This is a genomic window from Paenibacillus sp. JT22N1, assembly GCF_059692155.1.
Window position 1 is genome coordinate 80,664 of record NZ_JCAUAW010000004.1, and the last position, 15,579, is coordinate 96,242.

16 protein-coding genes are annotated in these 15,579 nt (G+C 46.3%); 11 read left to right on the forward strand and 5 right to left on the reverse strand.

What is annotated here, in order from left to right:
• Positions 1 to 26: 26 nt before the first annotated feature.
• From AC58UU_RS09480 to AC58UU_RS09530, 11 genes are all read left to right on the forward strand, one after another.
• The gene (locus AC58UU_RS09480; protein WP_497315023.1) at positions 27 to 1,406 is read left to right on the forward strand and encodes an extracellular solute-binding protein; all 1,380 of its coding nucleotides are present in this window, start codon (positions 27 to 29) and stop codon (positions 1,404 to 1,406) included.
• A gap of 33 nt (positions 1,407 to 1,439) precedes the next feature.
• Entirely contained in the window at positions 1,440 to 1,652 is a 213-nt protein-coding gene (locus AC58UU_RS09485) for a twin-arginine translocase TatA/TatE family subunit (protein ID WP_497315025.1), read from the forward strand.
• 363 nt (positions 1,653 to 2,015) lie between these two features.
• On the forward strand, positions 2,016 to 2,789 hold the full coding sequence (locus AC58UU_RS09490) for an IclR family transcriptional regulator (protein WP_497315027.1): 774 nt from the start codon (positions 2,016 to 2,018) through the stop codon (positions 2,787 to 2,789).
• Positions 2,790 to 2,809: 20 nt separating this feature from the next.
• On the forward strand, positions 2,810 to 3,661 hold the full coding sequence (locus AC58UU_RS09495; RefSeq protein ID WP_497315029.1) for an amidohydrolase family protein: 852 nt from the start codon (positions 2,810 to 2,812) through the stop codon (positions 3,659 to 3,661).
• A gap of 34 nt (positions 3,662 to 3,695) precedes the next feature.
• Positions 3,696 to 4,985, forward strand: coding sequence for an aspartate aminotransferase family protein (locus tag AC58UU_RS09500; RefSeq protein ID WP_497315031.1), 1,290 nt, complete (start codon positions 3,696 to 3,698; stop codon positions 4,983 to 4,985).
• Positions 4,986 to 5,005: 20 nt separating this feature from the next.
• Positions 5,006 to 5,908: a fumarylacetoacetate hydrolase family protein gene (locus tag AC58UU_RS09505; protein WP_497315032.1), complete on the forward strand. Its 903-nt coding sequence runs from the start codon at positions 5,006 to 5,008 to the stop codon at positions 5,906 to 5,908.
• A 7-nt stretch (positions 5,909 to 5,915) separates the two neighbouring features.
• On the forward strand, positions 5,916 to 6,791 hold the full coding sequence (locus AC58UU_RS09510) for an SMP-30/gluconolactonase/LRE family protein (protein WP_497315034.1): 876 nt from the start codon (positions 5,916 to 5,918) through the stop codon (positions 6,789 to 6,791).
• Positions 6,792 to 6,998: 207 nt separating this feature from the next.
• Positions 6,999 to 7,676: an L-serine ammonia-lyase, iron-sulfur-dependent subunit beta gene (gene sdaAB / locus AC58UU_RS09515; protein ID WP_497315547.1), complete on the forward strand. Its 678-nt coding sequence runs from the start codon at positions 6,999 to 7,001 to the stop codon at positions 7,674 to 7,676.
• Positions 7,677 to 8,564 carry an L-serine ammonia-lyase, iron-sulfur-dependent, subunit alpha gene (sdaAA, locus tag AC58UU_RS09520; protein ID WP_047681686.1) on the forward strand — a complete coding sequence of 296 codons (888 nt, stop codon included), beginning with the start codon at positions 7,677 to 7,679 and terminating at the stop codon, positions 8,562 to 8,564.
• Between the two features lie 420 nt (positions 8,565 to 8,984).
• Positions 8,985 to 9,125, forward strand: coding sequence for a hypothetical protein (locus tag AC58UU_RS09525; RefSeq protein ID WP_497315037.1), 141 nt, complete (start codon positions 8,985 to 8,987; stop codon positions 9,123 to 9,125).
• A 451-nt stretch (positions 9,126 to 9,576) separates the two neighbouring features.
• Positions 9,577 to 10,374, forward strand: coding sequence for a C40 family peptidase (locus tag AC58UU_RS09530; protein ID WP_497315039.1), 798 nt, complete (start codon positions 9,577 to 9,579; stop codon positions 10,372 to 10,374).
• A 51-nt stretch (positions 10,375 to 10,425) separates the two neighbouring features.
• Here AC58UU_RS09530 and AC58UU_RS09535 read toward each other — a convergent pair whose 3' ends face one another.
• The 5 genes from AC58UU_RS09535 to AC58UU_RS09555 are packed head-to-tail and all read right to left on the reverse strand — an operon-like array spanning position 10,426 to position 15,555.
• On the reverse strand, positions 10,426 to 11,358 hold the full coding sequence (locus AC58UU_RS09535) for a TauD/TfdA dioxygenase family protein (protein ID WP_497315041.1): 933 nt from the start codon (positions 11,356 to 11,358) through the stop codon (positions 10,426 to 10,428).
• A gap of 25 nt (positions 11,359 to 11,383) precedes the next feature.
• Positions 11,384 to 12,727, reverse strand: a complete 1,344-nt coding sequence (locus AC58UU_RS09540) for an LLM class flavin-dependent oxidoreductase (protein WP_497315043.1) — start codon at positions 12,725 to 12,727, stop codon at positions 11,384 to 11,386.
• A 26-nt stretch (positions 12,728 to 12,753) separates the two neighbouring features.
• Complete coding sequence (locus tag AC58UU_RS09545; protein WP_497315045.1) at positions 12,754 to 13,590, reverse strand: ABC transporter permease; 837 nt, start codon at positions 13,588 to 13,590, stop codon at positions 12,754 to 12,756.
• The gene (locus AC58UU_RS09550; RefSeq protein WP_497315046.1) at positions 13,583 to 14,461 is read right to left on the reverse strand and encodes an ABC transporter ATP-binding protein; all 879 of its coding nucleotides are present in this window, start codon (positions 14,459 to 14,461) and stop codon (positions 13,583 to 13,585) included. The genes AC58UU_RS09545 and AC58UU_RS09550 overlap by 8 nt, the downstream gene beginning before the upstream one ends.
• Positions 14,462 to 14,514: 53 nt before the next feature.
• Positions 14,515 to 15,555 carry an ABC transporter substrate-binding protein gene (locus AC58UU_RS09555; protein ID WP_497315048.1) on the reverse strand — a complete coding sequence of 347 codons (1,041 nt, stop codon included), beginning with the start codon at positions 15,553 to 15,555 and terminating at the stop codon, positions 14,515 to 14,517.
• Between the last annotated feature and the right edge of the window lie 24 nt (positions 15,556 to 15,579).

Sequence of the window (15,579 nt, forward strand, 5' to 3'; positions counted from 1 at the left end):
GTATCGGATGGAAAAGAGGTCTATAGATGGAAGAACGGACAACTCGCAAATCGTCACGCGAGCGGTTGAGTGAACTCGTCAACACGCTGCGGGAAGAAATATTGACAGGAAAGCGGTCGGTAGGGGAATATTTGCCTTCCGAAAAAACATTCGCTGCGCAATTCAATTTAAGCAACCAATCTGTGCGAAAAGGACTCGAAGTCCTTGTCGTTGAAGGGCTGATCGAGAAAATACCGCGTGTCGGAACCAAGGTTGTCGGCCCTCCGGACGGCGCTTTCGTCACTGTGAAGCTAGGCTTCCATAGCTCCGTCACAGGCGAGGCGGATATTCACAGGCTGCTTTCTCTATTTCAAAAGGAAAACCCGCATATTCGGGTACAAGCAGTGCCTACATCCAGCGACAGCTACAGTTATATCAGCGATTACTTGTCCAGCGGCATTCTCGATGTAGTCATGATGAACTTTAAGAATTTTCAGGAGTGTGTGGAAAACGGAGATGAAGGATTGCTGGAGCCGATGGAACGCAATCCGGAGATATATTCGTTCTTGTCAGACGCATTTAAAGTCGATGGCCGGCAGCTCGTGCAGCCGTTTATTTTTTCACCACTCATTCTCTGTTATAACCGGGAGCACTTTCAAGCTGCTAATTTGTCCGAGCCAGATAGCAGTTGGCAGTGGAAGGATCTGATTGAATATTCGTCACGGCTTGCCATTCCGAATGAACGGCTTGGCTTTCACTGCGACTTATATTCATCGAACCGTTGGCCTCTTCTGCTCCTGCAAACAGGGGGGAAGTTCGAGCGGCATGAAGACGGTCGACTTAAGCTTGCCGGTACGCATATGATGGATGCGCTTCGCTACTGCGGGGAGATGAAGCATAGTATTCCATCTTTATCGGAAGGGATTACGACAGGCGAATCGGAGCTGCTTCTGGCCAAAGGTAAAGCGTCGATGATCATGACCAGTTACTTTTATTTAAATTATTTACTTGGTGAGCGGTTGTCCTTTGATATCGCGCCCGTACCGCATTTTGGTACGCCAATGACGATGCTGCTTAACACGGGGTTTGCTGTTAACCGTCAGTCGCAGGTCAAGGACGCCGCCGTTAAGTTGGTTGAATTTTTAACCAGCAATAAGGCCCAACTTTTCGTTCGGCAGAACACATATAGTCTTCCAGCCAGAAAGTCGGCTGCAGAGTGGGTAGGGGAAGAGAAACGCTATCTTCCTTCTAGATTTTCGCTTTTTCGCGAAACGATACCCGGCTTTAGATATTTCACGGACTTAGCTATTAGCGCGAGAGAACTATCAGAAATAAACCAGGAATTAAAGATGTATTGGGCCGGCTTGGAAACCGAAGAGGTCCTGTGTTCACATATCGAAGAGCGCCTAACCGTTAGTTCCTTGTAAGAGTAGTACCTTTAAACAGAAGGGGTGAGTTATGTGCCGCATTTTAGTGCTTCAACTATTATGTTATTAGTTATAACTGCACTTGTATTGTTCGGCCCCAGCAAACTGCCAGAATTAGGTCGTGCGTTTGGCAAGACCTTGAAGGAGTTTAAAAAAGGAACCAAGGAATTAATAGGGGACGATGAATCACACCCTCCACTGCAGACTCGTAAGGAAACTCGTGTGGAAGAAGCCAACAAAATTTAAACAACTTTCCAATGAAGCAGTTAAACAGATCGTTCTCTCTGGGGCAAGGTTTGCCGGATGGAGGACGGTCTTCTTCTATTTCAGCAAAAAGTCAGAGACAGATATTCAGCTTCGCGCTCGATTTCGTTTAATGAAATACAATATATTGGACCCTGTTTATTATATTGTATTTATTTGATGGGTCAATAATAGCACGAGGTTCTTTTATGTTTTATAGAATTACTGCTGATTAGCTTTTCAAGTGATTTATAGATGATTTAAAGACGTGTTTTTCATGAAAAAGTAGTTGCTAATAGGGAACAGAAACTCTATATTATTTATAGACGATGTTCAATATATTGGATTTAACTCAATGGAGGAAAAATGATGACCCAAGGAACGAAAGAGTATTCGGTTCCAGCGATTGAGAAAACCATTCTAATTCTGAATGCACTCTCAGAGGCTGAGCTTTCAGCAAGCGATTTGCATATTCAACTAAAGCTTCCGAAATCGACGACATTTGTAATCATAAATACACTTGAACAGTTCGACCTTATCCAGAAAACGCCTGAAGGGAAATACAGGCTCGGACACGGTGTTTTGCGTTGGGGCATCAGTTATTTTAAAGCGATGGACATAGTAAGAATTGCTCGTCCATTTTTGGAAAGTTTAGTTGGAGAAACGCCATTTACGGCTCATTTGGCAGTGCCAGTAGAGAACAAACCGGTCTATGCAGATAAAGTGGAAGGCAAAGGTTTTGTTCGTTTCGCCACGACAATCGGTCAAGCCCAACCACTATTCCAGTCGAGTGTTGGAAAGGCGATTGCCGCTGACATGACAGAGGAAGAAATTGTCCGTATTTTGAATCAAGATGCCACTCTTTCTACGCAACAAATCGATCGTATGCTCGAAAAAATAAGAGGTGATGTGCTTTTCCTTCGTGAACATGGTTTCGTTATTGAAGATCAGGAGTTTGAGGAAGGCATCCGCTGTATAGGTGCTCCAATCCGAAACTCCAGCGGGGAAATCATCGCATCCATCAGCATTACCTCGTTAGTTAAAGATTTGCCGGCTATCAAGTTTTTGACAATTGGGAATTTAGTAAAAGAAACGGCCGGGCAAATTTCACGTGCGATGGGATACCTCGGCGGCAAATAAATGAAAGGCGGGACAGAATTATGATATTCGATTGCCATACCCATTTGTTTCTTCCAGGACAAACCGAAGGGCCCTTTTTAGCTGCTGTCAAGCGCAGTTGGGGTGAACATATGGACATCATCGCCACTCCACAGCAGCATGAAGAAAACATACGCAGTTTTGATGGGGCCATTGTGCTTGCTTTCGACGCTCCGGCAACGGGCATCCACGTACCTAACCAAGTTGTAGCTGAGTATGTTGCTAAACATCCTGGACGCTTGTACGGGTTTGCAAGCATCGATCCAAACAGGCCTAATGCCGCTCGTCTGTTTGAAGAAGCTATCAAGGAATTTGGGCTTTGTGGACTTAAGCTTGGACCGATTTATCAAAATTTTTACCCGGATGATCGAAGTCATTTTGATCTATATGCCAAAGCTGACGAATTGGGACTGCCGATTCTGTGGCACCAAGGTACGTCCTTCATACCAGAAGGGTATCTCGACGCTTCTAGGCCGGCAGCATTAGACCCGATAGCCCGTGCTTTTCCTAACCTGAAAATGATCATTGCTCACATGGGACACCCGTGGGTGGATGAGTGCATTGCCGTCGTTCGTAAAAACATCAATATGTTTATGGATTTATCGGCACTAGGGTCACGGCCGTGGCAGTTCTATAATGCACTTGTTTCTGCTATGGAGTATGGGGTCACTCACAAAATTTTATTCGGCTCCGATTATCCTTTCTTCACAACACAGCAAACGATAGACCTGTTTCGGAATATTAACCACTTGGTTGAAGGCACTAAGATGCCGCGTGTTCCGGAGCAAATCATCGAGGATATTATTCATCGCAACACGCCGGAGTTACTGGGCCTAGCCAAGATTGCAAAGTAAGTAAATCATAATGATTAAGAGGAGGCATTGAGACATGTCCAAAAATGCAGAACTTTATGAAGAATCGAAACTTTACTCGCCAGGCGGGGTTCATACGTCTATTCGTAATGTGAATCCAATGAAGGTCTTTACTAAAGGTGAAGGAGCTTACATATATGATGCGGATGGTAACAAGTACATTGATTATCAAGGTGCATTTGGCCCGATTATTCTTGGGCATAGCCATCCTTATGTCAATGGAAAAGTGATCGAGGCTATTCAGCGAACTGATTTGTACGGCGTTGGTTGTACGGATCTGGAAGTGGAACTGGCACGCAAAATTTGTAAGCATGTCCCTTCGTCAGAGCAGGTGCTGTTTTGCAATTCAGGATCTGAAGCTACTTATCATGCAATTCGTTTATCTCGTGCCGTTACGGGACGTAACAAGCTGATTAAATTTCAAGGCTGCTATCACGGCTGGCACGATTATGTTGCTCGCAACATGCTCAGCGCTTGGGACATGATCGGCAAACGCGATCCGGGTTCTGCCGGCATGATGGATGAAGCGATCGACAATACCTTGGTCTGTACGTTCAATGATCTTGATGATGTAGAAAGGACCTTCCGTGAGAATAAAGGGCAAATCGCGTCCTTGATTGTGGAGCCGATTCCTCACAATATCGGGTGTGTTATGCCGCAGCCTGGATTCTTGGAAGGGCTTCGGGAGCTTTGTACGGCACATGGAGCGCTGCTGATCTTTGACGAAGTCATTACCGGCTTCCGTCATGATATCGGCGGTTTTCAGAAGGTGGCAGGGGTTACACCTGATTTGACAACGATGGGCAAAGCGATGGCGAACGGTTACCCAATCGCCGCTGTAGCTGGTAAACGTGAATATATGCAGCGATTTAATACGTATCCAGGCGGAGATGTCTGGTTTGCAGGAACCTATAACGGTCATGCCGTAGGCACAGCTGCTTCTATAGCGACACTTGAACTGATGGAGAACGAACCGGTACATGAGCACATTTTCCGATTGGGAGAGAAGATGCGTTCCGGCATTCGTGGCATTCACGAACGGCTTGGCATCGAGGCCTATGTGGCAGGTTTCGGTTCGGTGTGGACGACTTATTTCATGAAAAGCGAGCCGAAGAACTATTCTGATTTACAGCAAAATGACGCGGAGTTATACGTAGCCTATCGTAAGAAACTAATCGAGAAGGGCATCTATAAGATGCCAATGAACATTAAACGCAATCATATCAGTTATAGTCATACAGATCAGGATATTGATACAACACTTGATATCATTGAAACGGTTTTGAAAGAGCTCATCATCAAATAACAAGTTAGGAGTTCTAGAATATGAAATTACTAACGTTTATTCAAAACGGTGCTTACCGCTTAGGTGTGAAAAAGGATCAAGGCGTGGTCGACGTATTGGCGGCGTTATCATCTATCTCCACAGAAAAAACAATACCTACTACCATACACGGAGTTATTGAAGGTGGGACTGGTGCGTTAAATGAACTGAGTGAATTTATAAATATGGTTCTTGCTTTGGATAACGACAAAACCGCTTATTTATTTGATGAATCGACCCTAATCTTAGGGCCTTGCGTTACGCATCCGAATAAAATGATTTGCGTGGGTCTTAATTATCGCAGACATGCTGAGGAAACGAATGCACAGATCCCACAATATCCAATTTTGTTCAATAAATTTAACAACACTTTAACAGGTCATGGCGATGATATTTCTTTACCCAAGGTTTCGGAGAAAGTTGACTATGAGGCGGAATTAGCGATCGTAATTGGTAAAACAGCCAAATATATTTCCAAGGAACAAGCGCCGGGTCACGTCTTTGGCTACTGCAATGCTAATGATCTATCAGCACGCGATTTGCAGGTGAGGACACAACAATGGCTGTTGGGTAAATCTTGCGATAAATTTGCGCCAATCGGTCCTTATATCGTGACGGCAGATGAAGTGGGCAATCCGAACGATCTTGAAATTAAAACGTATGTAAATGGAGAAGTGCGGCAGCATTCGAACACATCGGATATGATTTTTCATTGCGATGAAATCGTCAGCTACATATCCCAGCATATGACGCTAGTGCCGGGCGATATTATTTTAACAGGAACACTTGAAGGGGTTGTACTGGGGTATCCACCAGAAAAGCAAGTGTATTTGAAGGACGGGGATATCGTGACGATTGAAATTGAAAAGCTCGGAACGCTGACCAATCGGTTCGTTGCGGAGTAGTGGCAGAATGACACACAATTTGAAAACAGTTCATTCCCAAACAGCTGAACTTGCAGAAGGGCCTTGTTGGGATGTTGATGGCAAGTTGCTGTATTGGGTAGACATTCCGGCAGGGAAAATTCATATTTTGAACCTGGAAACTCAAGAGGGAAAAATGATTGCCATTGGGCAACAAGTAGGTGCAATTGCGCTAAGAAAGTCGGGTGGAGCTATTCTCGCCGCCCAGCATGGATTTTATTTTCTCGATCTCGATACAGAAAAATTAGTTCATCTTGCAGACCCGGAAGCTCATTTGCCCGATAATCGGTTTAATGATGGTAAGTGCGATGCGAGGGGAAGATTCTGGGCGGGCACCATGAATATGAATGGAAAGAAAGAGGAAGGCTCGCTTTATTGCATGGATCAGGACATGACAGTACGAAAGATGTTGGGAAATGTTAGTGTTTCTAACGGAATTTCCTGGAGCCCCAATAACCGTATCATGTACTATATTGATTCTTTGACGAAGCAAGTAAAAGCATTTGATTACGAGCTTGAAACAGGGGAGATAAGCAATCCCAGGGTTGTTGTCCAAATTCCGGAAGGTCAAGGCATTCCTGATGGAATGACGACAGATACGGAGGGTATGCTGTGGATCGCACAATGGGGTGGAAATAAAGTATCCAGATGGAACCCCATGAATGGAAGTCTATTGGATGAAATAAAAGTGCCAGCTGCTCAGGTCACATCGTGTGTTTTTGGCGGAGAAACCCTTGATCAACTCTTCATTACTAGTGCATGGCAGGGATTAAATCCGCAGCAAAAATTGGAGCAGCTTTATGCGGGAGCCATCTTTAGTGTGCAATTAAAAGTAAAAGGTATGCCGTTTCATAAATTCAGCTAATTTTTCGAAAAGCGATCTTTTCTCTTAGACTATAAGGGGGGATCGCTTTTTCATATATAAAGGTTGTTGAATATGTTACTATGATGGAAGGCTCTGCCTTTGATATAATATGGGAATATAAGGACGCATTGAAGACTTGTCTTTATTGAATTCGCTTCATACAATGGGAGTAAAGGTAACAACACTATATGTTAGGAGAGCTGCATGATGCGTTTTAAAGATGTGTTTTCGATCATTGGACCATCTATGATCGGTCCATCAAGCTCTCACACCGCAGGAGCGGTCCGGCTAGGACGGGTTGCGAGACAACTGCTTGGCGAACAGCCGAAGAAGGTTGAAATCACACTATACGGTTCTTTTGCGGATACCTACCGGGGGCATGGCACCGATTTGGCGCTCATTGGCGGTCTACTGGATTATGAAACCGATGATCCACGTATTCCTGTTGCTGCCGAAGAGGCAGAAGCGCTTGGTGTGGAGATTGCTTTCCTTACAAGTAAAGATAAAGCTGATCATCCCAACACCGTTCGATTCAATCTTTCATCCGATACACGTGAATTGAGTATGACGGGAGCATCGATCGGCGGAGGCAATGTTGAGATTGTTAATGTGAATCAATTTGATGTGAAATTTACTGCGGTATACCCAACGTTAGTTATTTCCCATCATGATCGTCCAGGGATGATTGCAGATATTACCGCCTTATTGGGGCGCAACCAAATCAATATCGGTTTCATGGATTTGGATCGGAAGGGCCGCGATCGGGAAGCGATGACAGTGATCGAAACGGATGTATCGATTCCGGATTCGCTTATACAAGAACTTAAGGATTTAAGTATGATATACGAAATAAAAAAAGTAGACCTCGCAGAAAGAGGCGTATAAATGAGATTCCGGACATTGAAACAATTAACGGAAGTATGTGCTTCCGAAGGATTAACCATTGCAGAAGTCATGCTTGCTGACCAAAGCCAAGAATCGGGTAAATCACCTGAGTATGTCTTTGAAAAGATGCGAGCGTACTACCAAATCATGAAAGAAGCCGTTGCCAAAGGATTGACAGAAGATACAACATCCCGAAGCGGGTTGACGGGGAAAGACGCTCAACGTGTTGCGAGCTATATGACAACGACAGAAGCATCCTTAGGCGAAGAAGCCTGCAAAGCGATGGCTTATGCACTCGCCGTTTCAGAAGTTAACGCTTCCATGGGACGAATCATTGCCACGCCGACGGCTGGCTCCTGCGGGATTATTCCAGGTGTTTTCATTAGCAGTCAGCAGCGATTTGGATGGGATGACGACCATATGGTAAATGGCTTGTTAAGCGCTGGTGCCATCGGTTATGTCATCGCCAACAACTCCTTCGTCTCCGGTGCAGAAGGAGGATGCCAAGCTGAAGTTGGGTCCGCCATTGGTATGGCAGCTGGTGCGCTCGTGGAGCTTCGCGGCGGTACGCCAGAACAGGCGATGCACGCAGTGGGGCTTGCGCTGAAGAACACCTTGGGGCTCATATGCGACCCCGTTGGCGGTTTGGTTGAAATTCCTTGCATTGTCCGTAATGGATTTGGGGCGGTTAATGCAATGGCAGCAGCCGATATGGCTTTGGCCGGTGTCAGATCCGTCATCCCATCGGATGAAGTCGTTCAAGTGATGTATGAAGTAGGCACGGCTATGCCGGAGAAACACCGGGAGACAGCCAAAGGTGGCTTAGCTCAAACACCGACAGGTCAACAAATCATGAAAGAGTTGAATCTGGGTAAGAAGCAGCGTTAGTACTCAAGTCTGTGGGTGGGGGTTTCGCCTGCGGGCTTTTTTTGTGTCTGTATCGATGAAAAACATGCTTAAAGTCGCTGAATGCGCCCCATCTGATGAAGAATGCTGCTGAGACGATGTTTTTCATCGTTACAGTGGTGGGAGTGCGAGAAATTTGCTCCGTAACGATGAAAAACATGCTTAAAGTCGCTGAATGCGCCTCATCTGACGCAGAATGCTGCTGAGACGATGTTTTTCATCGTTACAGCGGAGGGAGTGCAAGAAATTAGCTCCGTAACGATGAAAAAAATGCTTAAAGTCGCTGGCATTGACTCCATCTGACGCAGAATGCTGCTGAGACGATGTTTCTCATCGTTAAAGCAGAGGGGGTGCGAGAAATTAACTCCTTAACGATGAAAAACATTCTTAAAGTCGTTGGAAATGCCCCACCAGACGGAGAATGCTGCTGAGACGATGTTTTTCATCGTTACAGTAACGGGAGCGCAAGAAATTAACTCCGTAACGATGAAAAACACCCTTAAAGTCACTGGAATCGACCCATCCGAAGCAGAATGCTGCTGAGACGATGTTTTTCATCGTTACAGTGGAGGGAGTGCGAGAAATTAACTCCGTAACGATGAAAAACATCCTTATAGTCGCTAGAATCGGCTCATCCTGACGCAGAATGCTGCTGAGACGATGTTTTTCATCGTTACAGCAGAGAGGGTGCGAGAAATTAGCTCCGAAACGATGAAAAACATGCTTAAAGTCGCTGAATGCGCCTCATCTGACGCAGAATGTTGCTGAGACGATGTTTTTCATCGTTACAGTGGAGGGAGCGCAAGAAATTAACTCCGTAACGATGAAAAACATGCTTAAAGTCGCTGAATGCGCCACATCTGACGCAGAATGCTGCTGAGACGATGCTTTTCATCGTTACAGTGTCTGGAGAGGTAGAAATTGGATTTTTTCATGTTTGTTTCTACAAAAATTTGGCATCCTAACAGCATCACATGAACAAGGGGTATATTTGATGAGTTTGATGATGCGGAAAAAAATCGTGTTTAGTTTATTGTTGTCCTGCACATTCTCTATACTTGGTGGTGGATGCTCCCAGAAATCAAAAATGGAGGCGCAAGGCATTCAGGAGCATTCGAATCTTTCCATAGAGCGTGAGACCGATAACAGAATGTCAGACTGGAATTTAACGAGCAGCGATGCGGAGCTTTATATAGGGGATTTGGGAGTAGATCAGTTCTTTACTACAAACCAGGTGAGGGGCTTGGCGACTGGAAGTGCGAAGCAGGAGCAGGCGCTCTTACCTAACGGTTTCCCATTGATTAAGGCTTCACCTAATCCTGCCATCGTTCCCAAAAAAGGTAGCTATGTAGAGAACGTGATAGATAAGGCCATCAGCTACCTGGGGACACCTTATGTTTATGGCTCGAACAGATTGGAGCCCTCTTCGTTTGACTGCTCTGATTTCACACGTTGGGTGTATTTGAGTGCACTTGGAATGGATTTACCTTGGGATGCTAAAAATCAGGCTGCTTATGTAGATGCCTTGTCTAAACGCAAGTATCGTGATATAAGCAAGGCTAGGCGGGGAGATTTATTATTCTTTACGAGTTTTCGAGGCAATCGGGCAGCGGATTACGCAGGACTTACTGCTTCCCAGAAGCCGATTACTCATATGGGGATTTATTTAGGCAACGGGAAGATTATTCATTCGGCATCGCAGAAAACAGGCGGGGTTCGGATCGATAAGATTATTGAAAAGAATTTTCATTTACAGTACCGCTTTATTCTGGGCGGTGGGATACTGGAGTAGATAACAAATGCCCCCCTGAAAGGCCAATTAGCCTTGTAGGGGGGCATTTGTTTAAGCGCTTGTTTTAGTTAACGACTCGGATGGCTGTTTGATACGTGTTACGCTTTGTCGGCCATCGATACTCACTGGAATATCGCCGTCAACGGTGACTCGGCGAACAATCCGATGCTGGTCACCGTAGTCGTTGATCGCGTAATGCTGCGTTGCGCGATTGTCCCAGATCACGACATCGCCGGCAGACCAGCGCCAACGAACCGTATTTTCCAGCTTCGTAATATGCCCCTGAAGTAGAGACAATAGTTGGGCGGAATCTGCGGAAGAAAGACCCAGAATTTTCTTAACAAAATGGCCAAGCACAAGGGTGCGTTCACCCGTCTCGGGATGCACACGAACGATCGGATGCTCAGTTTCATACACCGTGGAGGCAAATACTTCCCGATGATGACGCTCCTTCTCGGGAGAGACCTCAGGACGCTGCGCGGCATAATCATAATCGTTGCTATGCAGTGCCCATAGCTGATCAACGAGGGTACGCAGTTCAGAGGGGAGGTGCTCGTAAGCGGCAGCGGTATTCGCCCAAACTGTGTCACCGCCGGAAGCGGGAACGACAACGGCACGAAGAACAGAGGCCTGCGGGTAAGCATCGACGAAGGTCACATCGGTATGCCAAGAATCGGCCCGTCCGCCATGAGCGGAATCAAGCTCAAGAACATAATCGGTTCCTGTCTTTATCGGCACCGTCGGATGAGCGACAGGATCACCAAGCAAGCGCGCAAAAGCCTCCTGTCCCGCGTCATCCAGCTGGTGCTGACCACGAATGAATATGACTTTGTGCTGCAATAACGCCTCGCGGATCGTCCTAACCGTCTGAGTATCCAGATCAGCGTTAAGGCTCACCCCTTTTATTTCTGCACCAATTCTGCCTGCAATCGGAAGCACCTCAATGTGACCGGGAGTTACCTTAACTTGTTCATTTGTACTCATACGAATTACCTCCATTAAATTATATTTATGCGCCTCCAACGGCAGCAGTCGCATACTGATTAGCAGGTCGGGACAAGCCCAAATGTCCCCGCAGGGTAGTTCCTGAATATTCCGTTCGGAACAATCCTCTTCGCTGCAGTTCCGGTATGACGAACTGCGCGAATTCTTCCAATCCAGCAGGTAAGTAAGGCGGCATCACATTAAAGCCGTCACTGCCTCCGTGTAAGAACCACTCTTCGAGTTGGTCGGCAATTTGGATAGGCGTACCAGCGAACGTACGATGACCGCGTCCGCCAGCTAGACGATGAAGCAGCCCGCGAATGGTTAAGTTGTCGCGCTTCGCTAAATCAGCGACAAGCTGGAAGCGGCTTTTATTCCCATTGATGTCGGACAAGCTTGGCAGCTCCGGCAGAGGTCCATCCAACGGGTAGGAGAATAAATCAATGTTCAACATATTGGACAACTGATTTAGTCCGTATTCCGGAACGGTTAATTCGTTTAATTCTTGCTCTTTTTCTTTGGCTTCCGATTCGGTGCGACCGATAATGGGGCAGATGCCCGGTAAGATTTTCAACTGATCAGGAGAACGGCCATACTTCGAAAGTCTTGTTTTTACATCTGAATAAAACTGTTGTGCCTCTACGAGTGTTTGCTGAGCAGTGAATATGGCTTCCGCATACTGAGCGGCGAATTCTTTGCCAGATTCGGAAGAACCGGCTTGAACAAGCACAGGATATCCCTGCGGAGACCTTGGTATATTCAAAGGTCCGCGCACTTTGAAGGTATCGCCGACATGATTGATTTCCCGGACCTTGCTTCGATCTGCGAAGGTGCCTGACTCTCGATCAATGATCAGAGCTTCATCTTCCCAGCTGTCCCACAGACTGGTCGTTACGTCTAGAAATTCTTTGGCCCGTTCATAACGTTTGCAGTGCTCCAAATGGTCATCTTTGCTGAAATTGCTAGCCTCAAAGGAGCTTCCGGATGTGACGATATTCCAGCCTGCTCGACCCTTGCTTATGTGATCCAACGAGGCAAATTTGCGGGCAACATGAAAGGGTTCGTTATACGTTGTAGAGACGGTGCCGATAAGTCCGATACGATCGGTTACCGAGGCTAAGGCAGATAGCAGAGTGAAGGGTTCAAGCCCAACAAACGCGCCATGTTTAATATTTTGACTGACCGCCAACCCATCTGCTAAGAAGAGAGAGTCGAATTTAGCCTGTTCCGCAATTTGCGCAATCCGTTGAAAATAACGAATATCCGTAATATTCTCCGGTTCTGTGTTCTTGTGTCTCCAGGATGCTTCATGGTGCCCCGTATTCATGATGAATACATTTAAATGCAGTTGTCTTTTCGCTTTGCTCATGATCACTCACGCACCCTTTTATTTTTTTACTCACTATAGGTTTGCTTCCAGCCTGTTAATCTCTTCTCCAGCGTAACGAGTAGGTAATTAATGATTAAACCAATAACCGAAATAGAGATAATTCCCGCATACATATTTGTGATTTGAAAACTGAACTGTGTGTATTGAATTAAGTAACCGAGACCGGACTTCGCACCGACCATCTCAGCGGCAACGAGCACTAGAATAGAACCGGCTCCAGCCTGCCGAATGCCTACGAAAATAGTCGGAGTTGCAGCAGGGATAATCACTTTACGAAACAAGCTTACTGGCGATAAACCCATCGAACGAGCTGATTTGATCAAAAGTGGATCGACATTTTTGACGCCGCTAATGGTGTTCAGTAGAAGCGGGAAAGTGCAGGCATACAGCACGATGGCAATCTTCGAGGTTTCACCAAGTCCGAGTAATAGGATGAAAACCGGAAGTATGGCAAGTGCGGCCGTATTTCGCAATAATTCGAGCAAGGGATTGAGATACTCCGATACGGGTTTCCACCAACCGATGGCGAGACCAAGAGGGATGCTGATGAGGATTGCCAGCGTAAATCCGCCTAAAGAACGCGATAAGCTGGCTATCGTATGCTCGGTAAGATCACCTGATAGCAGCAACTGCCACCAAGCAGCCGCTATTTCGGAAATCGGAGGGAAGAACGTTCGATCAACGAGCCCTACGCGAGGCGCCACTTCCCATACGAAAAGCAAGGCAACGATGACAATGGCATTTTTGAAGAGTTTTCTTAACTTCGCTAAGGACCATCCGACGACATCAAAGCTTTCTTTTTCACGAAGAACCAAGGCTTTCCCCGCATTCACACTAGCCATTAATAACGCCTCCTTTTAACGCAGATTTATTGTGCTCAAAGCCATCCAAGCTCTTGGCTATTTCTTGTTCCTGGGCTCTCGTTACTTCGTCTTTAAGCAAATCCCACACCTCATGGCGCAGCTTGACGAAGTCAGGATGAGATCGCAAATCGTCTTCACTTCTTCGTGATTCAAAAGGGATATTAATGACCTTCTTGATTCTCCCAGGACGAGAGGTCATTACAGCGACACGCTGGCCTAAATAAACTGCTTCTTCAATGCCATGCGTGATGAAAATAATCGTTTTTTTCGTAGTCTCCCAAATACGCAGCAATTCGCTTTGCAGGGTTTCACGAGTTTGCGCATCAAGCGCAGCGAAGGGTTCATCCATCAGCAGCACTTCAGGATCGTAGGCCAAGCTTCTGGCGATCGCAACCCGCTGTTTCATGCCTCCTGAAATCTCATGAGGATAACGGTTTTCGAAGCCGGCAAGCCCAACTAGATGAATGAACTCTAGGGCAATTTTGCGGCGTTCTTTGCGGCCCACCCCTTTGGCTTCGAGGCCAAACTCTACATTCGCAAGCGTCGTCTTCCACGGAAAAAGCGCATACTGCTGAAACACGATGCCGCGATCCAGATTCGGTCCTGTAATGGCCTTGCCATCTAACAAAATCTGCCCGCTGCTTGGCTTCGTTAAACCCGCAAGTAAGTCGAGCAATGTTGATTTGCCGCAGCCGCTAGGGCCTACGATGACCATGAACTCGCCTTTCTTCACCTCCAAATTGATATCCTTTAGGGCGGAAATGGCCTGTAAATCTTCTTTCAAATGCCCCAGGTTTCTTTGGATTCGAAATGATTTCTGCACATGCTGAATGCTTATTTTAGCTGTCATTTGCAGCACCTCCTTAACGGTTTCACCAGTCGGAAACTGGCATCATTAGCTCGTTACTTTTTCTCATTCACAAAAGGATTGAATTCATTCGTGTACAAGCCCTTGACCTTCAATTGCCCATCGTTGATGACGCCTTCGTTTACAAGCCAATGGATCCAAGTATCGAATTCCTTGTCGGAGATTAAGCCGCCTTTACCAGCAACGCCGGTGCTTTTCCAAAACTTCACGATAGAAGTATCTTCTTTTCTGCCTCGTGCGTTTATGATTTTCTCATAACGAGCAACAACTTCATCCCGTGGTGTTGTGCGGGCCCACTCAATGGCTTTGGCCGTTGCTTCAACAAATTTACGCGAGGCATTCGGATTCGCTTTGATGAATTTATCAGTCAGCACGTAACTGCCGGCACTAAAGGTACCAAACAGATCGATATCCTTAAACAAAGGATGAATGCCGCCGCGCTCCAGCGCTTTGTCACGCAGTACACCGCCTAGGGCAGCTACATCAATTTGTTCCGCGCGAAGCGTCTGTTCCGTTGTGACCGGCGGTACGACAACTAGCGTTACTTGCTTAATCTCCTCCGTCGTTAGGCCGGCTCTGTGCAAGTATTCCTTAATGACGAATTCATGGTGAGCGCCTAGCGTATTCACTGCAATTTTCTTGCCAATTAAATCCTTTGCAGATTTGATGGGGCTGCCATCCAAAACGTAATATCCCGTCCACGTATTCTCATCGACGCCATAATAAGCAATAACTGGCTTAATCGGAGCTTTGGCAGATATCAATTTCACGATAGCCCCATTAAAAGCTCCGCCGAAGTCGGTGTCCCCCGTAACGACGGCTTGAATATCTTGAGGACCACTAATCGTGTTGCCGATAAATTTCAGCTTCAAAGGAGCTAAGTACCCCAGATCATCAGCTAATTCTGGAAAAGTCACGGAGCCAACACCTCCCTGATAACGAAGCTCAGTTACTTCAGGTGCACCGCCGCTCGCAGATGCAGTCGCCTCTGTTTTGCCGCAGGCTGTCAATAGTAAAGAGGAAGCAAGAAGTAATACGATGGCTGTCGTGCAGCCTTTTTTAGCAAAATGAGTCATGTTCATTTCCCCCTAACGATAATT